18 protein-coding genes are annotated in these 21,743 nt (G+C 61.2%); 10 read left to right on the plus strand and 8 right to left on the minus strand.

The annotated features are described in order from the left end of the window. Window positions 1-164: 164 nt before the first annotated feature. The 8 genes from JIN84_RS09955 to JIN84_RS09990 all read left to right on the plus strand — a co-directional run bounded on the left by JIN84_RS09955 (window position 165) and on the right by JIN84_RS09990 (window position 7,648). Window positions 165-2,417: a TonB-dependent receptor gene (locus JIN84_RS09955; RefSeq protein WP_200350903.1), complete on the plus strand. Its 2,253-nt coding sequence runs from the start codon at window positions 165-167 to the stop codon at window positions 2,415-2,417. A gap of 24 nt (window positions 2,418-2,441) precedes the next feature. Then, on the plus strand, window positions 2,442-3,134 hold the full coding sequence (locus tag JIN84_RS09960; RefSeq protein ID WP_200350904.1) for a Fe2+-dependent dioxygenase: 693 nt from the start codon (window positions 2,442-2,444) through the stop codon (window positions 3,132-3,134). After that, on the plus strand, window positions 3,134-4,234 hold the full coding sequence (locus JIN84_RS09965) for a PepSY-associated TM helix domain-containing protein (RefSeq protein WP_200350905.1): 1,101 nt from the start codon (window positions 3,134-3,136) through the stop codon (window positions 4,232-4,234). Before JIN84_RS09960 ends, JIN84_RS09965 begins: the two co-directional genes overlap by 1 nt. Next, complete coding sequence (locus JIN84_RS09970) at window positions 4,231-5,202, plus strand: DUF3856 domain-containing protein (RefSeq protein ID WP_234043421.1); 972 nt, start codon at window positions 4,231-4,233, stop codon at window positions 5,200-5,202. Before JIN84_RS09965 ends, JIN84_RS09970 begins: the two co-directional genes overlap by 4 nt. Window positions 5,203-5,276: 74 nt before the next feature. Further along, on the plus strand, window positions 5,277-6,059 hold the full coding sequence (locus tag JIN84_RS09975) for an energy transducer TonB (protein ID WP_200350907.1): 783 nt from the start codon (window positions 5,277-5,279) through the stop codon (window positions 6,057-6,059). A gap of 4 nt (window positions 6,060-6,063) precedes the next feature. Further along, on the plus strand, window positions 6,064-6,744 hold the full coding sequence (locus tag JIN84_RS23375) for a MotA/TolQ/ExbB proton channel family protein (RefSeq protein WP_200350908.1): 681 nt from the start codon (window positions 6,064-6,066) through the stop codon (window positions 6,742-6,744). Between the two features lie 11 nt (window positions 6,745-6,755). Then, window positions 6,756-7,184 carry an ExbD/TolR family protein gene (locus JIN84_RS09985; RefSeq protein WP_200350909.1) on the plus strand — a complete coding sequence of 143 codons (429 nt, stop codon included), beginning with the start codon at window positions 6,756-6,758 and terminating at the stop codon, window positions 7,182-7,184. Further along, complete coding sequence (locus JIN84_RS09990; protein WP_200350910.1) at window positions 7,181-7,648, plus strand: hypothetical protein; 468 nt, start codon at window positions 7,181-7,183, stop codon at window positions 7,646-7,648. Before JIN84_RS09985 ends, JIN84_RS09990 begins: the two co-directional genes overlap by 4 nt. A 338-nt stretch (window positions 7,649-7,986) precedes the next feature. Here JIN84_RS09990 and JIN84_RS09995 read toward each other — a convergent pair whose 3' ends face one another. The 4 genes from JIN84_RS09995 to recQ form a co-directional block, all read right to left on the minus strand. Then, complete coding sequence (locus JIN84_RS09995) at window positions 7,987-9,375, minus strand: C39 family peptidase (protein ID WP_200350911.1); 1,389 nt, start codon at window positions 9,373-9,375, stop codon at window positions 7,987-7,989. A 258-nt stretch (window positions 9,376-9,633) separates the two neighbouring features. Beyond that, window positions 9,634-10,095: a tRNA (cytidine(34)-2'-O)-methyltransferase gene (locus JIN84_RS10000; RefSeq protein ID WP_200350912.1), complete on the minus strand. Its 462-nt coding sequence runs from the start codon at window positions 10,093-10,095 to the stop codon at window positions 9,634-9,636. Window positions 10,096-10,099: 4 nt separating this feature from the next. Continuing rightward, window positions 10,100-10,738: a hypothetical protein gene (locus JIN84_RS10005; RefSeq protein ID WP_200350913.1), complete on the minus strand. Its 639-nt coding sequence runs from the start codon at window positions 10,736-10,738 to the stop codon at window positions 10,100-10,102. A 131-nt stretch (window positions 10,739-10,869) separates the two neighbouring features. Continuing rightward, window positions 10,870-13,053: a DNA helicase RecQ gene (gene recQ, locus JIN84_RS10010; protein WP_200350914.1), complete on the minus strand. Its 2,184-nt coding sequence runs from the start codon at window positions 13,051-13,053 to the stop codon at window positions 10,870-10,872. Window positions 13,054-13,229: 176 nt separating this feature from the next. On the opposite strand from recQ, the gene def reads away from it, so the two are divergent. Further along, window positions 13,230-13,787 carry a peptide deformylase gene (gene def, locus JIN84_RS10015; protein WP_200350915.1) on the plus strand — a complete coding sequence of 186 codons (558 nt, stop codon included), beginning with the start codon at window positions 13,230-13,232 and terminating at the stop codon, window positions 13,785-13,787. A 29-nt stretch (window positions 13,788-13,816) separates the two neighbouring features. Here the strand turns inward: def and JIN84_RS10020 are convergent, their stop codons facing one another. After that, window positions 13,817-14,062 carry a glutaredoxin family protein gene (locus JIN84_RS10020; RefSeq protein WP_200350916.1) on the minus strand — a complete coding sequence of 82 codons (246 nt, stop codon included), beginning with the start codon at window positions 14,060-14,062 and terminating at the stop codon, window positions 13,817-13,819. A 161-nt stretch (window positions 14,063-14,223) separates the two neighbouring features. On the opposite strand from JIN84_RS10020, the gene JIN84_RS10025 reads away from it, so the two are divergent. Continuing rightward, complete coding sequence (locus JIN84_RS10025) at window positions 14,224-17,307, plus strand: discoidin domain-containing protein (RefSeq protein WP_200350917.1); 3,084 nt, start codon at window positions 14,224-14,226, stop codon at window positions 17,305-17,307. On the opposite strand, the gene JIN84_RS10030 is transcribed toward JIN84_RS10025, so the two are convergent. The 3 genes from JIN84_RS10030 to JIN84_RS10040 all read right to left on the minus strand — a co-directional run bounded on the left by JIN84_RS10030 (window position 17,299) and on the right by JIN84_RS10040 (window position 21,587). Then, window positions 17,299-20,670 carry a GH36-type glycosyl hydrolase domain-containing protein gene (locus JIN84_RS10030; protein ID WP_200350918.1) on the minus strand — a complete coding sequence of 1,124 codons (3,372 nt, stop codon included), beginning with the start codon at window positions 20,668-20,670 and terminating at the stop codon, window positions 17,299-17,301. The genes JIN84_RS10025 and JIN84_RS10030 overlap by 9 nt on opposite strands. A 152-nt stretch (window positions 20,671-20,822) precedes the next feature. Continuing rightward, window positions 20,823-21,212 carry a hypothetical protein gene (locus tag JIN84_RS10035; RefSeq protein WP_200350919.1) on the minus strand — a complete coding sequence of 130 codons (390 nt, stop codon included), beginning with the start codon at window positions 21,210-21,212 and terminating at the stop codon, window positions 20,823-20,825. 174 nt (window positions 21,213-21,386) lie between these two features. Next, window positions 21,387-21,587: a hypothetical protein gene (locus tag JIN84_RS10040; RefSeq protein ID WP_200350920.1), complete on the minus strand. Its 201-nt coding sequence runs from the start codon at window positions 21,585-21,587 to the stop codon at window positions 21,387-21,389. Between the last annotated feature and the right edge of the window lie 156 nt (window positions 21,588-21,743).

A 21,743-nucleotide genomic window follows, 5' to 3' on the forward strand; every position in this document is an offset into this window, starting at 1 on the left:
ATAAATTTCATCGACTCCTAAAGCATAATGAGAACCATTTGCAACAGCTTTGGGCGTGCATTTTGCATCGTCCGATGCCCCCATTCGTAAATCCATCCATGAAAACAGACAGCGATTTCAGTTCAACAAGTCTCCGTTCCACCGGACGGTCGGAAAAATTGGCCATGACCAGCACCCTTCTGGCGCTGAGCCAGTTGGCGGCACCTGCGGCCACACCGGCAGCGGAGGAGTCTGCAAAGCCGGAAGGCGGCGCCACCTCATTGCCCGAGCTTGTCGTGCAGGCGGATGGGACGAAGAAACTCTACAAGCCGGAGAATCTCACCTCCAAGAAATACACGGTGCCCATCCGCGATGTGCCACAGACGGTGACCGTCCTGCCTCAGGAAGTGATCCGAGAGCAAGGCGCGACCAGCCTGCGCGACGTGCTTCGCAATGTGCCGGGCATCAGCATGCAGGCTGGTGAGGGCGGCGGCGGTCCATCCGGTGACAACCTTGCGATCCGTGGCTTCGCGGCCCGTTCGGATATCTTTGTCGATGGCTTCCGGGATTCCGCCGGCGGCGGTTACACCCGTGACCCGTTCAACATCGAGCAGGTTGAAGTCGCCAAGGGACCTGCTTCCGCGAACAGCGGTCGTGGTTCCACAGGTGGTTCCGTGAACATCGCTTCGAAAACCGCACATCTCGGAAATTCCTACGGCGGGGCCGCCACCGTCGGCACCGACGAACTCTATCGCGGCACCTTCGACGTGAACCAGGAACTGCCCTACCTCAAGGGAACGGCGTTCCGGTTGAACGGATTGCTCCACTCACAGGACATCGCCGACCGTGACGGAGTCGAGCAGGAGCGTTGGGGCGTCGCTCCGACCATCACTTTCGGACTTGGAACGGATACCCGTTTCACCCTGTCCTACATGCACTTGGATCAGGAGAACACCCCTGACTATGGTCTCCCGTGGGTACCCCGCAACTCCACCGTCGTCGGTGCCGGCGGCACCCCCGTCACCGTCGTCAACAACACGGGTCTTGATTCCGGTATTCCGTCTGTCAGCTACGAAAACTGGTATGGCAATTCCGAGCGCGATTATGAAGAAATCCAGACCGACATCTTCACGGCGGCGTTCGAACACGACATCAACGAGAGCCTCAAGCTCACCAGCGGCTTCCGTTACAGCCGGAACGATCGAGACTCGGTGACCACGGCCCCCCGGTTCGTGAGCGACACCTCCGTCCCCGGCACGACCAGCTACAACAGCACGGTTCTGAACCAACAGTTCCAGTCGCGTGACCAACTGGACACCGGTTTCTACAACCAAACCAACTTTGTCTACGACTTCGCCACCGGCAGCGTGGAGCACACCGTGGTGACCGGCTTCGAGATCAGCCGCGAGGAGTCCAAGAATTACGGCCGCTCCGTCATTGATCCCGCCACCGGGCTTCCGATCCTGCCATCCCAAACTCCGCAGATCGACCTTCTCACCGGTGAACAACTCGTCCCTTACGTGGGTAGGATCGAGCGCAACGGCTCCTACACCAGCGCGGAGGTGGAGAGCGCGGCGGTTTATCTCTTCGACACGGCGAAGATCGACGAACACTGGGAAGTGTCCGGCGGCCTCCGTTTCGATTCGACACGCACGGACTACACGAGCTACGCGGTCACACCCACACCATTGCTCTACAACAAAACCGTTGGCGACGATGTCCTGAGCTACCGCGCCTCGGTCACCTACAAGCCGGTCAGGGAAGGAAGCATCTACTTCGGCTACGGATCCTCCTACAACCCCTCCACCGAACTGCTGACCTACGGCACGACGGCCGCCAACATCGGCGTGGATCCCGAGGAAAGCGAAACCATGGAACTCGGAGCGAAATGGGAATTCTTCGAACAGAAGCTGCTTGTGACCGGAGCCCTGTTCCGGACCGACAAATCAAACGCCCGCACCACTGATCCAGTCACGGATGAGGTTTCCGTCACCGGGGAACAGGTCGTGCAAGGCGTCGAGGTCGGCTTCACCGGCAGCATCACCGACAAGCTGCGTTTGATCGGTGGCTACACCTTCCTCGACAGCGAGGTGGAGGAATCCGCCAACCCGCACGAAGTCGGCAACGAAGTCAGCAACACCCCGGAAAATTCCTTCAGCCTCTGGGCGGTGCATGACCTGCCGGCCGGTTTCAGCGTCGGTGTCGGCAGCCAGTATGTGGGCAGCCGCTACAACAACTCGAACGGTGAGACCCGTCAAAAGGCCCCCGATTTCATCCTGTTCAATGCGATGGCTTCCTACGATCTGAACGAAAACGTGACCTTCCGCCTCAATGCGGACAACCTCTTTGACGAAGAATACATCGACCGTGTCGGTGGCGGACACTTCGTTCCCGGAGTCGGTCGCACCATTTCGCTCACCGCGGACTTCCAATTCTGAAATCCAACACCTACCGGCAGCCGCATGTTGATCCGTATCCCTGACGTTCTCACCCCCGCCCAAGTGGCGGAGGCCCGTGCCATCCTTGACGCCGCCGACTGGATCGACGGCAAGGTCACCGCAGGCCACCAGTCCGCCAAGGCGAAGGACAACATGCAGCTTCCGGAAGGTTCTCCGGCGGCGAAAGAACTCGGAGCGATGGTGCTGGAGGCATTGGGGAAAAACCCGCTGTTCCTCTCGGCCGCGCTGCCGCTCCATGTCTTTCCGCCGCTGTTCAACCGCTACACCGGCGGCCAGTCGTTCGGCACCCATGTGGACAATGCGATCCGCCAGGTGCCGGGCACCGGCCACCGCATCCGCACCGATCTCTCCGCCACCCTGTTTTTCGCGGAGCCGGAGGAATATGACGGTGGCGAGCTATGCATCGAGGACACCTACGGCGTCCAACGTGTCAAGCTTCCCGCCGGTCACATGGTGCTCTATCCGGCCACCAGCCTGCACCACGTCACGCCTGTCACGCGGGGCGCCCGCGTTTGCTCCTTTTTCTGGCTCCAAAGCATGATCCGCAGCGACGAGCAGCGCACGCTGCTGTTTGATCTCGATCTCGCCACCCAGCGCATCGCCGGGGAATTCGCCGGGCAGAAGGCCGCCGAGGACAGCACCGTCCAACTCACCGGCGTCTATCACAACCTGCTTCGCCAGTGGGCCGAAATGTGATGAAGCTTGTAAGGAAAACCATCTTCTGGCTCCACCTCGGCATCGGCCTCCTTGCGGGCGTGCTCGTGCTGATGATGTCCGTCACGGGCGTGCTCATGGCCTTCGAGCGCCAGATTGTCGAGAAGGCGGACGGATTCCACATCACGGCCACCGGCAACCCTCTCGGACCCGAGGCGCATCTGGATGGTCTCAGGACCGCCAAACAGCCCCCTTCCTCCCTTGGATTCGAACGGGACGCCACCAGACCGGTGGTCTATCAGTTCGGAAAAGAAAAAGCCGTTTTCTCGGACCCCTATACCGGAAAATCCCTGGGCAATGGCAACACCGCCGTCCGTGGTTTCTTTAAATTCATTCTCAGCTGGCATCGCTGGCTCGGACGTGAGGGCGCCTCCCAAGCCACCGGGAAAGCAATCATCGGGATTGGCAACCTGATGTTCCTCTTCCTCCTCGTCACAGGGGTCTTCCTGTGGTTCCCCAAACGCTGGACCCGTTCCGGTGTGAAAGCCATCACACTGCTGCAAAAACGCCTAAAGGGCCGCGCGAGGGATTGGAACTGGCACAACGTCTTCGGTTTCTGGGCCGCCATTCCACTGCTTGTCATTGTCATCAGCGGCACCGTCATTTCCCAGCCATGGGCGACCACGCTCGTCTTCCACCTCGCTGGCGAGACTCCACCCGTCCAAGGCGAACGGAAAAAGCCGGCCCCTTTCACCCTGCCGGAAAGCCTGGCAGGCCTCGATGCCGCTTTCGCAACAGTGAAATCCTCCAACCCCGATTGGCAAAGCATCCAGCTCCAGCTTCCTTTCGCCAAGACCGCCACCTTCATCGTCGCGGACTCCCACCGTGGACGCCCGGACCTGCGCCGCACCATCACCGTGGATCTGGCGACCTCCGGCATCGTGAAATCCGAAGGATTTGACGATCTCGGGCCCGGCCGGCAGACACGCACCTGGATCCGCTGGCTCCACACCGGGGAGGCCGGCGGCCTTCCCGGTCAGACCATCGCCGGGTTGGCGGCCACCGCCAGCGCGGTGCTGGTCTGGACCGGTTTCGCTCTCTCCTTCCGCCGGTTTTTCAAAAAACGCCGCGCCGCCGCATGATGGAATCCAGGCAGCACATGCTCGAAGGCATCGCCCGTATGCGGGATGGTGATTTCCAGTCCGCTCTCCGGCATTTCGAGGACGCCGCCAACCTCCGCGAGTCCCAACCATGGCAGGAAGATCCCCAGGCCGCCTGGCTGCTCGCCGCCGCCTACATCAACCGCAGCGATGTCCTGCGTGCGCTTGATCGCCGCGATGAGGCGATTCATTCGCTGGATCGGGCCATCCATGCGATGCGACATGTCCCGTTGGATCAAAATCCGGACTGTCCTGAACGCCTTATTCTGGCATGGATCAACCGAGCCACAACTTGTGGCGAATCCGGGAGACCGGCCGAAGCGCTCACAGGGTTTTCAAAAGCGGAAGAACTGTTGGAGAGATGGGGGACGTCCGCCACGCCCGAACGGCGGTTGCTGGCTTCCATGTCACACGCGAACCGCGCCCGCGTTCTGCTCGATCTGGGCCGCAGTGTCGGTGGCTGGAGCAGTGCGGGCATCGCGGTGGACTTCCTGAAGGGGCTCGACCCGACCGGCCCTGTGGCCGAAGCCTCGATCAAGGCCCGGGGCATCCTGTGCCATTCCCTTGCCATGTTGCTGGACGAGCCGGGGGGGATCGAACTCGCACAGGATTGGATCGCCACCGCCACCAACTCCGCGGAGGAAGCGCTCGCACTCATCCGCAGTTCGGGCTACCGGGCACCGTGGCTTGCCGACTTCGTCCGCTACGGCGCGAAGATCTACCGCACCTGCCAACCGCACTTTCTGGGTGAATTCATCCGCGAATGGACCACCGGTGAGGGACCGTTGGCCGATGACGCGGTTTTGAAAAAAGAAATGTCCCGCGAACTCCTGTTGGCGAAGGCGGAACTCGAACTCCGGGTCCGCGCGCGTCCGCATGAATCCGAGCATGTCCGTCGGGCAATCTCCACCCTCTCCAGCCTCCAGCGTGCGGAAGCGGCCCTGGCCTGAATTCCCCGATGGCGAAACACATTTTTCTTGTTATTGTTGAGAGCGAATCTCATTAGAACCGCGCTACGGCCCGCATGACCTCCATCCTTTATGCCATCAATATCGGGACGCTCGCCACATGGCTGAGTGTGGCGGGATTTGGTACGGTGGGCATCGTGATCCCTGTCACCCAAGAGATCCTGCGAAGTGAAAAATCGGTCGATCCCTACAAGGATCTCGAATCCACCGTCCTGACAGACGCTTTCACGACAGACAGCGCACCTCCCTCTCAAGAGACCGACACAGGCACCACGGGCGTGGCGGAAGAAACGGAAGTTCCATTTGCAGAACAGGAAACCCTTCCCACTCCTCCGGAAATGCCGGACGTCGCGGAGGTCACCCCGTTGCCGGAGATTCCGGACATGCCTCCCCCGGTCACGAAGACCGCGGAAAATCCGGCTCCCGCGCCCACGAAGCCACGCCCTGTTCCCCGGACGAACAGCAAGACTCCCACCCGCTCGAACATGCCGACCAGCGCGACCGGCGGGTCGCCCAACACCCGGGCCGATGCCCAGGGGAAAGCGGGCAACGGCGGACAGAACGGCGGCTCGGGAATGTCCGATGCCAAGCGTCTTTCGGGTGGGCGCATGCCCGCGCCACCGTATCCGTCCGCCGCCCGGGCGAGCGGCCAGACCGGGACGATCATCGTCGAGTTCGTGGTGGATGAAAGCGGGCGCGTCGTCTCCGCCTACGCGAAAAGCGCCTCGCCGTGGCCGCTTCTCAACGAAAGCGCCATCAATGCGGTGCGCCGCTGGAAATTTCCACCCGGAAAGGTCAGTAAATACATCCGGCCCATTGTCTTCAAATTGAACCAGTAACTCCGTGCTCGCCAACATCGTCGTAGAAAAATTCATCGAAGGCGGATGGGTCATGTGGCCCATCCTCATCACCTTCCTGCTCTCCCTCTGTGTGATTCTGGACCGCTCCATCTGGTGGTCCGCTCTCCAGTCCAAGGTCCGTGGCGGTCTTCAGGAAAAAGCCCGTGAAGCGCTCGGTACCGGAGACTTCGCCACTGCTTGGAAACTGGGTGAGAACACCCCCGAGCCATACCTTGCGAACCTGCGCGAGGGCATGAGCCACGCGAACACCTCCATGCTCGCCGCAATGCAGCTTCACGCGACCCACCTGATCGAAAAGGCCGAGGCGCGCATGTGGGTGCTCAGCACCATGATCACCCTGGCCCCGCTGCTGGGACTTTTCGGCACCGTGGCCGGCCTCATGGGATCCTTCGCCGCCATCGGCTCGGACCAGCTCGCCGTCACCAAGGTCACCGGCGGCATCGGTGAGGCGCTCATCGCCACGGCGTGCGGCATCGCGATCGCGGTCCTCTGCCTGCTGCCCTATAACTTCTTCCGCAAGCGCGTCTCCGTCCTCCGCTCTTCTCTGGAACGCTGGATCAACCACTCGGAACTGCTTGTCCGATCCGCCAAGGAACACGGTTACGACCTGGAGGTTTTCGCGCTCCAGACACAAGGCCGCCCCGCCCCGAAAAACAAGGCGTAAGATTTTCTCCCATGCCCATCCAACTTTCAGGAAACTCCTCCGGCGACGACCATGGTGATGAAGCCCGCATCGAAGTGGTGCCGCTCATCGACATCATGTTCTTCCTGTTGGCCAGCTTCATGATGGTCAGTCTGAGCATGACCCAGCTCAACCGCGTGCCGATCAACCTGCCCGAGGCATCCACCGGTGTTGCGGATACCAAAGCGCCTCCGTTCCAGATCGCCGTGGATCCGAATGGGGTGATCACCTGGGACAGCAAGATCATCACGCTTTCGGAAATCACCACCCGTCTCCAGAAAGAAGCCGCACCTTCCGAGACGCGCGTCCTCATTTCCGCGGACGCCGAGTCCCGACACAAGGTCGTGCTCGATGTGCTCAACGCGGTGCGCGCCGCCGGCATCGAGAAAGTCAGCTTCGAATCCAAAGCCACCAAGCCGTGACCACCAACCGCATCCTGCCCATCGCCAACCTGGTCGGTTGCCTGGTCATCACCGGCATCATCGTCGTCCAGTGGATCAACGAACGGATCAACTACAATAGGATAGGGGTTCTCAACGCGGAGTTGGGAACCACCCGTGAGCAACTGGACTCGGAAAAGAACCGGGCGGGAGCATTGGAGAACGACGTCAGGCAGCTCAAGGATTCCATCGAGTCCACCATGCGGACGCGCAATGAAATGGAAGAGGCCATGGCGAAAATGATGGCCGAGCGCGAGGCCCAGGCCGCCACCACCGCCAGTGCCGTCGCCATCAACAACGAGGCGATCCTCAAGCAAACGGAGATCTGGGAAAAAGCGATCGCCGAGCGCGATGCCAGGATCCGCGAGCTGAACACCAATCTCACCGCGGCCCGCAACCGCCTGGACTCCGCCATCGCGGAACTGAAGGCGGCGGGTGCGAGGTAACCTGATCCGTCCCTCCCGCGCGTCCGGATGGAAGACGTGTCGGAGCCGGAGGACCCGCCGCATGCTCATACCAGTTTCCGAAAATAAAGTGACGATTGGAACCGGCGAAGCTTTCGGAATGCGCGCAGCCCGCTGCCGCTTTCCGTAGTCAGCTTGCTGACATGGCGGACCACAGCGGATCATTGATTGCTCCGCAGGCTGTCGCACAAGGGGAGGCGCGCCCTATGAATTCGAACCTCCGTTCCGGCCAGCGAGCTGGCAGATGAAAGCGGCGAGCCGCACGCAGTCCACGGAGCCGCGACTTGGGAGCAGAGTCACCTTATTGATGAAAAATGGTGTCAGTTCGCCGCGGGTTCAACCAGATAAAGCCCGTTGGTTGCCGCGCAGGCGTCGCGCCCTTTCATTTTCTTGATCTCGTGGCCGGCTCCCCAGGAGTCGGAGAAAATCACCTCGTCGGTTTTGGCATTGTAGCCGATGATGGTGCGCATGTGGCCGCCTCCACCCTGTGGATTCTCACGACCCGTCTCCGGATAGCGGCCGAGCGAGAGCGCCCACAGCAGGGGGACTCCCCGCGAGGTGGCGGTGGTGATCATCGTCCGGAACTTTTCGAAAGCTCCGGCCCGGCAGCGGGCCTCGCGCATGATGTCCGCGTTGAACTTGAAGTAATAGTCACCGGGTTCCCACTGGGGCATGCCGGCCTTTTTCGCCTCGCGGTTGTAATTGTCCACGATGCGTTCGTAGTCCCGCTGGTCGAAGGTGATCAGGTCGCGCACCCGGATCTTGAAGCGGCCCTGCAGGCGGTGGATGGCATCTTCGAAATCCTGCGGACGGGTTCCGTATTGGGAGGTTTCGGCCGCTTTGGCGAGGTCGTGCTGATCCACCTGGATGCCATAGTAACGCATGACACGCTCGGTGCTGGCCACCGCGCAGTAGCCTTTTTCGCCCTGGTCCACCATCGGGACTCCTTCCACATAGACGTCTCCTTCGGCTGTTTTTTTCACCCGGGTGGCGAGGGCCGCCACTCCCAGCTTGCCGGGAGCGGCCACCGTGGAATCCATTCTCATGCCACCTTTCGGCGCGAAGCGGAGCCGGATGAAGTCCCCCACGAACGACCGGTCCTCGTCCTTGCCGGAGCTGTGTTCCAACTGGGCGAGGGTGTCGGGTGTCTCCCATCTCCAGCGGGAAAGTTTCGCCGCGCCGGAGTTGTCCCTGCCGAGATCCCGGCCACGGGATTTCAGGACGGTGTCCATCGACGCCACGGTCTGGCCAACCATGTATTCGAAAGCCGGCTTGGAAGTGGATTGCCCGGCATCTCCCTTGTTCCAGATGGAGATCGTCACGGTGGCGAGCTTGTCTCCCGAGAATTCCAGAGTCGCTTCGTAAGCCGTCGCGCCGAAGAGCGTGAGTTTGTGACGAAGGCCCTTGCCCGGCTTGAACGTGACGCCGGACGGTGTGCTGCTTTTGAGCAGCAGATCCCGGGGCCGGATGACCCCGCGTGTCTTCGTTCCTTCGTCCAGCCACGCGAATCCCTTTTTGGCAAAAGAGGACTCCACCTCTCCCGGCGTGATCTTCCACACGGAGGCTCCGCCGACAAAGCAGTCGAGCTCGACATTCATCTCCGCCTCGCTGGAGATGACGTTGTTTCCATCCGGGCCGGTCTGCGCGTGCAGCCGTCCGCCCGACGGCAGCAAAAGGCAGAACAGGGGAAGAAGGAACTTCAGTCTCATGTGAGGGGGGTCTAACAATAGGAAGGAGGGCGGGCAATCCATTTCCCGTCCTCTGGTCAGTGCGAGGGATCCGTCAAGAAGATCGTTCGCTGCGGTTTCCAGGCAGAAAAAAGGGGTCGCACACTCGTGCGACCCCGTTTTTTAGTCATGAATACTATACTGAAGAGGTGATCCCCATCGCCTCGACAGCGCAAAGTTGGCGGAAATTTGGAATCCTGTCATGTCACTAAATTATGGGACATCTCTTGGCCGGCGGGATCACCATGCCGGCTGCTGCTGCCTGACCGCTTCGTAGAGCACGATCGCCACGGCGGTGGACAGGTTCAGGCTGCGCGTGCCCCCGGGGGCCATCGGGATCCGGAGCGCCTGCGGGCCCGCCGCGCTGACGAGTTCCTCCGGCAGTCCTCTCGTTTCCCGACCGAAGACGAGATAGTCTCCGGGTTTGAAATCCGCCTGCCACGGTGAATCGCGCGCCTTTGTGCTGAGGAACCAGAAACGCGCGGTCTCATCCGCCGCCGCGTGCAGATCGTCGAAATTCTTCCAAACCTCCAGCCTCACGTCCTGCCAATAGTCCAGTCCGGTGCGGCGGACATACTTGTCTTCCAGGGAAAACCCGAGCGGTTCGACAAGGTGGAGCGTGGAATCGGTGGCGAGTGCGAGCCGGCCCGCGGCCCCGGCGTTGTGCGGGATTTCCGGCTCGATGAGGACGATGTGGAACATGGTTTTAAGATGGCTCCTTGCGCCTTGCCAACGTGATGGAAAGTCCCAGCACCCCGATGAAAATGAGGTAACAGGCGAGCAGTTCGAGATAGCTCTTGCACATTTTCGGAATCTCCTGGGTGAAGTCGTCGCCAAGGGTGGCCCTCCAGAACTTGGCGCTGCCGATGACCCGGTTGAAGACGTAGAGGATGAGCAGCGCCGAACCGATCAGGCCGGACCCGGCGTGATTTCCCAAGGTCGAAAGGAAATGAATCATCACCCGCCGGTGGCGGAGGGCGGTGATGAGCGCGATGAGCAGGATGACTCCGACGAACCATGCCTCCGGAAATTTCCAGCCGAGGATGCCCGAGACGAAGTCCTCGATCTCACCGACGAACGCCGCGATCAACCCGAACGCCATCACCCGGCAGACCGGACGATTGTGTCCCGCGTGCGAGGCCGCACCCAGGATGATGGCTGCGGCGGCCGCGAGCAGGAATGCCTGCAAAAGCTCGACCGTCGCCCGCTCGATGGGGGCGGAGGGCCGGTTAGGCAGCCACGCGGGCAGCAGGATGGCGACGGAGCCACCACAGATCAAAGCCGCCCGCAGCAAAGTGCGTGGCCAGGAGGATTTGCGTTGGGGTTTGAGAGAGGAGTCGGGCACCGTGTGCCCAAGGGGTAATGCTTCCGGCCGTGGCATGCAAGGTTTAGGAAAAGGGACGGCGGGTGGCAGCTCCCCGTTTTCCGCTCAGCCCTTCCCGGACCGATCCCGATGGAAACCCCGCCCCCGAAAAACTAGCCCATGACGGCGGCGGGAGGGTTTGCCGCCCGGTAGAAGCGGAGCTTGCCATAGCTGATGCGTCCTTCCAATTGCTCGAAAACCGGTTTGAGGGTGGGTTCGTCATAGCCCTCGAAGGCCGCACGCATTTCCTCTTCTTCCCCCACCGTGTAGAGGCGGTGCGGGTCGATGTTTTTCCCGGATTCCACCGCCTGGCCCAGATGTCCCTCGACGGTGGAAACGGCCAAATCCCGCATCGCGGCGATCTCTTCAATGGATCTGCCGGAACTGAACAGGTCGAATGTTTGCGCTGCGGTGCCGCTGAGAATCCCCTTTCCGGTTGAGACCGGAGGGGCGCTGGCGGCGATTTCCAACGGCGCGAATTCCAGCCGCTCGTTTTCGGAGAGCCAGTCGCGGATGACATCGATGAAGGCGCGTCCGAAGTCGTCCAGTTTTTTCTCCCCCACACCGGGCACACGCAGCAGGGCCGCGTCGTTCTGCGGATAGTCACGGCTGCAATGGCGCAGCGTCACATCGGAAAACACGACATAGGGCGGGATGTTCCGGGCGTCGGCGAGTTCCTTCCGCAGCGAGCGGAGCCGTTCGAACAGACCGGTGTCGCAAGGGATGTCACCTGTGCGGGCGGCCTTGGACTTCGCGACGTTGAGGGAACGGGTGAGCATGACCGTATCGCGCCGCTTGAGCGTGTCGATGCCCTGTTGGGTGACACTGATGGTGGAGAATTTGTCCCTGCTGCCCACAAGCAGCCCGAGGCGCAGGAGTTGTCTTCCGAGATCCACCCAATGATCGCGCGGCTGGTCCTTGCCGATGCCGTGGGTGGTGAGCAGGTGATGTTTCCAGCCCACGATCTTCTCCGACATGCCGCCGGTCAGGACTTCGGACAGATGGTTCATCCCGACGCTGAACCCTCCGGCCTGGCGGATGCGGAGCACACAGCTGAGAAGTTTCTGGACGTCGGTGGTGGCGTCCCATTTTTCGCGCGGACTGAGGCAGTGGTCGCAGCCGCCGCAATTTTCCAGCGGCCAGCTTTCACCGAAATAGCCCATCAGGGTCACGCGTCGGCAGGTGTCGCTCTCGGCAAAGTGGGCCATCTGGTCGAGCTGCTCATGGGCCACGGCGCGGGCGTGTTCGTCGGGGATGGCATCGATGAAGCCGAGGTATTTCGTGACGTCGCCACGGGAGAACAGCAGGAGGCAGTCGGATGGCAGGCCGTCGCGCCCCGCGCGGCCGGTCTCCTGATAGTAGCCCTCGATGTTCTTCGGCATGTCCGCGTGGATGACGTAGCGGACGTTCGGCTTGTTGATGCCCATGCCGAATGCGACGGTGGCGCAGACGATCTTCGCCTCGTCGCGGAGGAATGCCTCCTGGTTGTTCGCGCGCTCCTCCGCATCCAGCCCGGCATGGTAGGCGACGGCCGAGAATCCTTGCGCCCGCAGCGTCGCCGCCATCGATTCCGTGTTCTTGCGGGATTGGCAATAAACGATGCCGGACTCGTCGGGCCGGGCGTTCACGAAATTACAGACCTGCGCCGCTGCTCCGGATTTTCCGACGACCTGGTATTTCAGGTTGGGCCGGTTGAAACTGGCGAGAAAGACCGCGGGATCGCGGAGTTCGAGCTGGCGGATGATGTCCTCCCTCACGCGTCCGGTGGCGGTCGCGGTGAGTGCGAGCACGGGGATTTCCGGAAGGACTCCGCGTACCTCCCTCAGCCTTCGGTATTCCGGACGGAAGTCGTGGCCCCATTCGCTGATGCAGTGCGCCTCGTCCACCGCCAGTGCCGCGATTTTCCAATTCCTGAGCCGCATGAGGAAATCCGGCAGCATCAGGCGCTCCGGCGCCACATAGAGCAGCTGGTATTCTCCCGCCGCCAGTCCGTCGGTGCGACGGCGCGCTTCATTGGAATCAAGCGTCGAGTTGAGAAACGTCGCCGCCACGCCGCTGGCTTCGAGCTGGTCCACCTGATCCTTCATCAGGGCGATGAGGGGTGAGACGACGACTGTCAGTCCTTCGCGGACGAGGGCGGGGAGCTGGTAACAAAGACTTTTTCCCGCTCCGGTCGGCAGGATGGCAACGGTGTCCCGTCCCCCCAACGACGCCTCCATGATTTCCCGCTGAAGAGGCCGGAATTCATTGTAGCCGAAGGTCTGCTTGAGCCGGGAAGAGAGGAGTTGCAAGCTCATGGGACGAATAGATGCATGGTCTTTTGAACAGGTCAAGTTTGAAAGCGGAATGAAAGAGGAGTCACGCCGGAGGAACCTGTCCGTTGTTTCTCCATTTGAAAAACAGACGGAAGGATGGTTGTTTTCTGGGGTTTGACCTTTGTGATTTGTTCCGCTAGAGACCTGTGGACTTCCTCATGATTCGCGAAATTGTCCAATACGGCCACCCTGTTCTCCGCCAACGCTGCCGCCCTGTCACCGAGGTGGATGATACGATCATCGAACTGGTCGCCGACATGTTGGAAACGATGGTGGACGCGAACGGCGTCGGCCTCGCCGCTCCACAGGTGGGTGAGGACCTGCGCCTGGCGGTCATCGACGTCTCGCATGATCCGGACTGCATTTCCTTCCTCAAGGTGAATGGCGAGGATGCGAACCTTGAAGAGATCATGCCGCTCATCTTCATCAATCCCGAGCTGGCGTTCGGTCAGGAAAAGGAATTTGGAATGGAAGGCTGCCTCAGCATCCGGGGCATCCGCGCGGAAGTGCGCAGGCCGGAAGCGGTGAAGGCGACGCTGCCTCAGCTGGATGGATCGGTGCTTGTCGTGGAGACGGACGGCCTGCTGGCCAGGGCCCTGCAACATGAGATCGACCACTTGAACGGCGTGTTGTTCGTGGACCGTCTGCCGGCGGTGGCGAAGGTCTCGATGCGGAACCGGCTCAAGAAGCTGCTGGATTCGAATCCCCAGGGCTGATCGGGACACCCTGGTTTTCCGGGTGCCGGTCAGACGATGCCCCGTTTTTTCAAAAAGGGCACGAGTTCATCCACCCCGAAATCCGCGAGGACCTCGCCATGCCAATCCATGGTCGGGGCCTTGCTCTGGCCGGAGAGCGCCACCATTTCCTGCATGGCCTCGCGATCGCCGGAGACGTTGAAGGTCTGGACCTCGATTTTCTTGCTGTCGAGATACTCGACGACTTCGTCACACCACGGGCAACCGCGTTTGATGTAGAGGATGGGAAGGTTCATGATCAGTGGGTTTGGGAAACGGGAAAGGATCGGAGAGGGCGTGAATTCCGCCGGATATGGCACCTTGGGCGCATGTTGAACTTGGTCCTTGGTCGCCGGTTTGGCAACTGTTAGACAGAATTGTTTAGCAATACCCTCTTTTTATCTTAAAAACCCAACCGATGTCGCACCATCCGTTTTTCTCACTGTTTGAAGATCCGGCCCACTGGCAGGTGTTCGCGTCCGGCCAGTCGGAAGGCAGGCTCTCACGATGTGAAGGGGCGGATGGCGGTTGCGGCCTGCGTTTGGAGTATGATTTCCATGGCGGCGGTGGTTTCGTCGTATTGAGACGGGAGGTCCGGTTTTGCCTGCCGGGCACGTTTGAAATCGGTTTCCTCGTACGGGGTGAGGGACCTGAGAACCATTTTGAATTCAAGGTTTCGGACCCGGGAAACACGAACGTCTGGCGGCGTCAGCGCGAGAACGTGGAATTGCCGGCAAACTGGACGAACGTGCGCATGCACGAACGGGACCTGCCGTTCGCCTGGGGACCGGCCGGCGGTGGCGGGCCGTCGGAAGTCGGGGCGGTCGAGTTTGCCATCGTGGCGGGATCGGGTGGAAAAGGAGTGCTGGAGCTGGCCTCTCCGGTGTTCGAAGACCAGACACTGCGGTCGCCACGTTCGATTACGGCGACCAGCCACAAGCAGGGATTTCCGCCCGAGGCCGTGTTCGCGGATGCATCTCTCACAGGCTGGCAGGCGGCTCCGGGTGACGCGTCGCCCCGGTGGGAGGTCGATTTCGGCAGGCCGCTGCGCTTCGGCGGGATGGTCATCACCTGGCCGGATGCCCTGCCACGCAGGAAATTCACCGTGGAGGTATCGGGCGATGGAAACGTGTGGACCGGGATCCACCGGTCTTCGTCCGTGCTCGGAAAAATGAGCCACATTTCCACACCCGGTTTGGAGGCACGGCACCTTCGGATCACCTTCGCCGACTGTGGATGCGCCGCGCTGTGTTCCGTCGTCCTGCGGCCGGACGCTTTTTCCAGCACTCCGAATGAGTTCATCCACGCCGTCGCCGCCGATTACCCGCGCGGCTGGTTCCCGCGCTACTGGCTGCGCGAGCAATCCTACTGGACTCCTGTCGGCAGCCCGGAGGGAAAACGCCGCGCGCTCATCAACGAAGAGGGCATGGTGGAGGTGGACGAAGCCGGATTCTCACTCGAGCCGTTCATCCTGACCGGTGGAAAGCATTTCACCTGGGCGGATGTGGAAACTTCGGTCTCCCTGCCGAAAGGCGGCGCGCCGATGCCCGCCGTCACTTGGAAATCCGCCGCGTTTTCGCTGGAGATCCTGCCATGGGTCGATGGCGGCGATGACAAGCTCACCCTCCACGTCACCTATCGGCTGACGTGCCACCAGCCGACCGGTGACACGCGGTTGGTCGTCGCCGTGCGGCCTTTCCAGGTGAACCCGCCTTGGCAGGCCTTCCGCAATCTCGGCGGCCGCAGCCCCATCCATCACATCACCTGCGGCAGACGCGGCCTGAAAGTGGAAGGAAGGGAAATCCTCACCACCCCGCGGATGGATGCCGCTGGTGCCGCGACTTTCGATGAGAACGGGATTTTCCCTATCCTCAACCACCAGGGCGTGCCTGCGGCCCAGAAAGTCGATGACACGTCCGGCCTCGCTTCGGCGGCGATGGTTTGGAACCTGCCTGGCGGTGGGTCCATACTGGAAGTCACCGTTTCATCTCCCTATTTCCACAACGCGAAGACCGCCACCGCCGCCGCTCGTTCCCGGGCACAAGCTCGTTGGGAGAAAACCCTTGGCAGGGTGAAATGGCAGGTCCCCGCTTCCGCCGAACCGGCCATCCATGCCATGCGTACCGCGGCGGGCCATATCCTCATCAATCGCGATGGAGCCGCCATCCAGCCGGGACCCCGGCGCTACACCCGTTCATGGGTCAGGGATTGCGTCATCATGGGAGCGGCCCTCGCCAAGATCGGACTGCCGTTCGCCCTGCGCGAATTCCTGACCTGGTACGCCCCCTTTCAACGCGAGGACGGATTCATTCCCTGTGTCGTGGACCGGGATGGGGTTGACTGGCTGGTGGAGCACGACAGCCATGGGCAGTTCCTGTGGGGCGTGCGCGAGGTTTTCCGGGAAGGATGCGATAGGAAATTTCTGTTGGAAATGATGCCCCATGTCCGCAAGGCGGCGGACTTTCTCATCGTGCTGCGGGCCGGGCGGCTCACCGGAGAATACCGTTCCGGGGAACATGCCGCCTGCTTCGGCCTGCTGCCGGAATCCGCGAGCCACGAAGGCTATCTCGCCCATCACGTACATTCCTACTGGGATGATTTCTGGGGCATCCGGGGGCTCGAAGCCGCGGCGGAACTCGCGGAAATGCTGGGTTTTTCGGACGACTCCCGGCGGTGGAAATCCGAGGCCGCCCGCTTCCAGGACGATCTCCTGACCTCGATCAACAAGGTCATCACGGACAAGGGTCTCAACTACATTCCGGGTTCGGTCGAGTGGGCGGACTTCGATCCGACAGCCACCTCCAACGCAATTTCCATGTTGGACTTCGCCGGCCTGCTGCCGGAAGGACCGCTGCAGGGGATGCTGGACACTTACCTGGACGGCTTCCACCGCAAGCACCGGGGGGAAATGCAGTGGACGAATTATACGGCATACGAGATCCGCATCATCGGAGCCTTCGTCCGGCTCGGGAAACGTGACACGGCGAACGAGCTGCTGGACTTTTTCCTCTCGGACCGCCGTCCGTGCGAGTGGAACCAATGGCCGGAGATCACCTGGCGGGACCCGCGTTCTCCGGGTCATTTGGGAGACGTGCCGCATACCTGGATCGCCGCGGAATACCTGTTGGCGGTGGCATCCATGATCGCGGAAGAACGCGAGGCCACCGATTCCCTCGTCCTGGCCGCCGGGATGCGGTGGGCGTGGATCGCCGATGGGGACGGGTTCTCGGTCGAAGATCTGCCCACCCGTTACGGACTGCTGGATTTCCGGATCCGGGCCAAGGACCGGAACTCCATTCTCGTGGAGATCGGCCGTTCCATCGACCTGCCGCCCGGAGGCCTCACGGTGGTGCCGCCGTTGCCGGCAGGAATGCGCATCACCTCCGTTTCCTGCCGCCGTGGAAACCATTCCCCGGATGAACTCACAGGTGAATCCATCGTGGTGGATTCCCTGCCGTTCGCAGCGGAGGTGCGGCTGGAGCCTCGCGAGGGATCAGTCTAGGGAAATCGTCAGGACGTCGTTGTTTCCTCCGAGGGATTGTTTCAACGAGTCCATCGAGATCCGTGCTCCACCTGTCCGGTAGGGGTTGGATTCCCGCGTGAAATCGAGCTCACGTCCGTTGATCGCGACCGCGGTCGGCCCATGACCGCTGGAGTTGATCCGGTAGACCAACGAAATGGGTTGCTCCGCGAGAACCAGTTCCACCCGCAGTCCGTCCAGCCCGGCGGGGATCACCGGGTCGATCACCAGCGAATGTTTTTCCACGCGGATGCCGAGCAGACACTGCATGATGAGACGCACGCCGATCCCTGCTCCACTCGAGTACACACGCCAGCCGCCCTCCAGCGCGACCCCGCCGTTTTTCACGCGGTCATATTCATCGTAGGCCTGGTAGCGGTCCTTGAAGGCGGCGTCGGAGCTGGAATAGTAACAGTTCGACTGCCTCGGTGTGGCGGTGGTGACCAATTCGTCGATGGCGATGGGGTTGATCCGGCCCAGCGCTTGGAAAAATGCCTCCGCATCTCCGTAGCGGGCGAGCGCCTCGCAGTAGCGGAGATGGGCGTGGGTATACATGATGCCGATCTCCCGTCCGAAGAAACTGGCGCTTTCCGCACGTTGGAAATTGGTTTGCAGCCCGCCGTGGTAGGCCATGGGGCGGTCGAAAAGCCGGGCACCGTCCGGACCCGACAAATGTTCGCGGATGAGTGCGAGATGGAACTCCGCCTGAGCCGGGCTGAACATGTCGTTGATGATGGCGTGGATCATCGGCAGCAGGCTGTATGACAAGCCTGTGGTGGCGTCTCGGGGGTGGAGCAGGTAATCGGTTTTTCCATCCTGATGGAAATAGGCGAGGCCGGTGAGCACCTCGTCCACCACGAGAGTCTTCTGGAATTCCGCCAGAATGGTTGCGGCCTGATTTTCCAAGTGATCCGCAAAATCCGTTTTGCCGATCTGCCGGTAGGCGCTGGCGAGGGCGATGAATGTCTGGTAGTTCAGCGTAACCGTCCACGAACTGCACAGCCGTTCGCGCATGTCCGGTTTGGCGGGCTGGAGCGAGTCGTTCCAGTCCCCGTGGCCGTAGGCGGCGAGGCGCGTACCTTCGATCACCCGGGAGCGGATGAGCTCCAGAGCCCGGTCCACATGCCGCTGGATGCTGGAAGTTTCCCCGGCGTTCGCCTCCGGATTGAAAAATGGCACGGTTTCGTCCAGCAGGCCCGCATCTTCCGTGGCGGTCAGATATTGCGCGAGTGCGACAAGCGGCCAGTAAACGATGTCGCCATGGGAGTCCCCGGGCCGGATGTTGCGCTCGCGGTCGAAGAACATGAACCACTGCGGCCAGTCCCCATCGGTGTTCTGCTGGCGGAAGACCCGCAGCAACAGGTCGCGGATCGGTGCGAAGCGGCCCAGCGCGAGAAGCAGTTCCACCGGACCCTGGCAGACGTCACGGGTGCCCCAGCCTCCGCCGGAGTATTGTTCGAGTCCGCGTGGGGAAAGGTAGTGGACGAGCGCGTTGTGGATGAACCATGGAAAGATATCCGCGGCGCGTTCCGCCGCCGGAGCGAGCGGGCTTGCGGAAGGGGCATGGATCCGCAGGCCGGAGCCGATGGTTTTCCAAAAATCTTCCGCTTGCTCCACCGTGTCATCCACGAGACGGCCACGCATGACAAGGCTTGCGGTGGTGCTCTCCGCAGTGATGAGGCAGAGGAACGGTTGGTCATGGCTGACGGCATCCGGGAAGAGCAGTTCGTCGCCACCGGTTTTTTCCACCACGGTGCCGCCGCTGGCTTCGATCAAGAACCGTCCGTCGGGGAAACGGCGTCCCACATCGCTATCCGGAATGGCGCGGAGGATCGCGGTGTTTCCTTGGACTTCGAATCCGGCGGGAACGGACGCGCTGCCGTCATCACCATTCAGGGCGACGTGATGGGAAATCAGGAACCTGGCAGGACCTCCTTTTGAGATCGTCAGGGACAGGCGGAGCTCATGGCGGTCATCCGGCGCGGTGGAAACCACTTCGATCACTCCTTCCGCGTGTTTGTAAATCCAGCGGCAGGCATCCGTTGTCATTTCAAATGCGGACGGCACGCCCAGCAGTTTCCAATCGCCTCCGAGTTCGACGAAAACACGCTGCCCATGGCTGCGGAACAGCCCGAGGTAGCTGTGGCAGGTGGAGAGGAACCGGTTGATGCTGACGTGGCCTTGCGTGACCATGGAGTGGAACACCCCGTTCATCCAAGCGGTGGAGGTGAGCGCGGATTCGTCAGGTGTCAGGGAGCCGCCCGAACGCAGGATATGGCCATGCGGCCGGAGCACGGCGAGTTCCTTTTCCTTCAGGACCACGTGGCTGGCACGATCGCTGAAGAACGATGCGAGCGAGCCGTTCCGGAGCTCCGCATGGCGCCGCCCGGTGCCGAAAAAGTGGTCCAGTTCGTCATCGCCGAGCGGTGTGGTCTCCAACAATGGAGCCGATGCGAAAAGGCCCGGCGCGGGAGGTGCCGCCGGGATTTCCGCGGGCCAGGCAGGGCAGGTGGATTCGGGCAGGGCCAGAGCGGCATCGATCCGGCGTGTGTCGTCACCGGAGGTGGCGGTGGTCTTGTCCACTTCGAACCAGCCGAAGAAACCGCGCTGTGATTTTTCGCCCGGTTTCAGGGTGACCTCCTCGTCCTGGATGGCTACCAGCGAATGCTCGTGCTGCAGGCGTTCGCCGGGTAATCCATTCGCGAGCGCATCCGCGACCGCGCCCTGGCGGGCGGCAAGGCCATGGAACTGGAGTGCGTCGGTGGAATAGGAAACGGCTTTTCCCAGCGAACCGATGACGGTCCACGGGCAGCGGCCTCCCATCGCCTGGTTTTGGCGGGAGGCGACGGCAATACCGGCCCGCGGGTGTTCCAGCGGGGCGTGATCCACATACTGGCTGACGTAGAACTCGTTCAGCCGGACCGCGCCATAGTTCGCGATGGCGATGTCCTGCGTGTGGATGAGGTCATACGAAATCTCGTTTTCCCCCGTGTTCTCCACCTCCACGTGCCAGAACCATGCCTTGGCGGATTCCGCCAGCAGCAGCCTCACCCGGAATGCCAGATCTCCCCATACGCCACCGGCGACGAATCCCCGTTCATCCATCTCATAAGCCGCGGGACTGCCGGGACCGGTCAAGGGAATGAAGCCGGAAGAATCCCCCGAACGACGCAGGAAGATGTTGGATGCCGCGCCCTCGGACTCGTTGCCGAGGAAGACATTCAACATGATGTCCCCGCAGTCCATGCGTCGGACGGTACCATTCGCGTTCAACTCGGCGCTCATGCCGGAGGGGCTGGACACGCGGTGCGGGAAATTGACGGGAGGGTGCGTGGCGGTTGACATGATTTGATGGGTTGCCAGAAAGGAATCGGAACGACGCCTTGCCGGAATGCCGGAAGGTATCAGGATGGTCCGATTCTGTCGGCTGCCACCACCGCATCAAGTGGATTCTTACCCGCCCGGATGAGGAGATCCAGCGGGTGCTTTCCCTCACCTCAAGCGGCGATCGCCTTATAGCGGAACGCGAGCTGGAGGCGGTTGGATTGGTAACCGCGGTCCATCCGGATCTGTTGGATGGAGCGCAGGCAGAAGCTCTCGAGATCGTCGTCTTTCCCCAGAGCGAATGGCAGCGTCTCCAGTTCGTCTCCCTCGCTGCGGACAGAGATTTCGACGTGTTTTTCAAGCCACGCCTGGAGCGGGGCGAGCTGGGACTGCATTTTCCCCCCGGCGGCTTCAAAGAGGCGGAAAAAACAACGGACACATTTGCCGGGGTGCCCTTGGTTCATCAGCAGTTCGCGGAGATCGAGGATCGCATCCGCCTCGCGGGCCAGCACGGGAGCAAGGGGGCGGAGGATGTGGTCGATCTCTTCGTAAGAATGCTGCACGGGCGGGAAAGAAGCCCAAGTGAGACTCATTCGCAATAAAAATCTAAGAATCCGAACCCAACCGAATGATTATCAATATGCGTCCGTTTGCTCCTCCCTGACAAATTGGTATGATGGGCCGAAACAAAAAAAACTCCGGCACCTGACGGCACCGGAGTTTTTTCAAAGTGAGGATCACTCGGTTTTTTGGAAGAAGTCACCGCACCAATCGTCGTTGGCGGTCATCGGGAACATGGATTCGAATTTCACTTCTTCGTCCACCTCGAAAGCGATGGTTTGAGGAGCGTGACGACGGCATTCGCCTGTATCGTCACCGAGAGAGTTCCAGTAAGCGCAAGCTTCGCAAGCGCGGGTGATGGTTTGAGTGTTGTTCATGGTGATTGGGGTTAAATTCGACCCATGGATACCTCCTATTCTCAACAAGCGCAAGAAACATTTGTCGCAAGTGACTAAAATTCATTAATTTATGAACATGTTAGATGAGATCGAATCTCAATAACAAAATGCCAGAGAGACGACTGGTTTCATTTC

The sequence above is a fragment of the Luteolibacter yonseiensis genome (assembly GCF_016595465.1).
Classification (GTDB): domain Bacteria; phylum Verrucomicrobiota; class Verrucomicrobiia; order Verrucomicrobiales; family Akkermansiaceae; genus Luteolibacter; species Luteolibacter yonseiensis.

Excerpts from the sequence above, each read along its gene's own strand:
- JIN84_RS09955 (WP_200350903.1), top strand. The coding sequence starts at position 165 with ATGACCAGCACCCTTCTGGCGCTGAGCCAGTTGGCGGCACCTGCGGCC.
- JIN84_RS09960 (WP_200350904.1), top strand. The coding sequence starts at position 2,442 with ATGTTGATCCGTATCCCTGACGTTCTCACCCCCGCCCAAGTGGCGGAG.
- JIN84_RS09965 (WP_200350905.1), top strand. The coding sequence starts at position 3,134 with ATGAAGCTTGTAAGGAAAACCATCTTCTGGCTCCACCTCGGCATCGGC.
- JIN84_RS09970 (WP_234043421.1), top strand. The coding sequence starts at position 4,231 with ATGATGGAATCCAGGCAGCACATGCTCGAAGGCATCGCCCGTATGCGG.
- JIN84_RS09975 (WP_200350907.1), top strand. The coding sequence starts at position 5,277 with ATGACCTCCATCCTTTATGCCATCAATATCGGGACGCTCGCCACATGG.
- JIN84_RS09985 (WP_200350909.1), top strand. The coding sequence starts at position 6,756 with ATGCCCATCCAACTTTCAGGAAACTCCTCCGGCGACGACCATGGTGAT.
- JIN84_RS09995 (WP_200350911.1), bottom strand. The coding sequence starts at position 9,375 with ATGAGACTGAAGTTCCTTCTTCCCCTGTTCTGCCTTTTGCTGCCGTCG.
- JIN84_RS10000 (WP_200350912.1), bottom strand. The coding sequence starts at position 10,095 with ATGTTCCACATCGTCCTCATCGAGCCGGAAATCCCGCACAACGCCGGG.
- recQ (WP_200350914.1), bottom strand. The coding sequence starts at position 13,053 with ATGAGCTTGCAACTCCTCTCTTCCCGGCTCAAGCAGACCTTCGGCTAC.
- def (WP_200350915.1), top strand. The coding sequence starts at position 13,230 with ATGATTCGCGAAATTGTCCAATACGGCCACCCTGTTCTCCGCCAACGC.
- JIN84_RS10020 (WP_200350916.1), bottom strand. The coding sequence starts at position 14,062 with ATGAACCTTCCCATCCTCTACATCAAACGCGGTTGCCCGTGGTGTGAC.
- JIN84_RS10025 (WP_200350917.1), top strand. The coding sequence starts at position 14,224 with ATGTCGCACCATCCGTTTTTCTCACTGTTTGAAGATCCGGCCCACTGG.
- JIN84_RS10030 (WP_200350918.1), bottom strand. The coding sequence starts at position 20,670 with ATGTCAACCGCCACGCACCCTCCCGTCAATTTCCCGCACCGCGTGTCC.
- JIN84_RS10040 (WP_200350920.1), bottom strand. The coding sequence starts at position 21,587 with ATGAACAACACTCAAACCATCACCCGCGCTTGCGAAGCTTGCGCTTAC.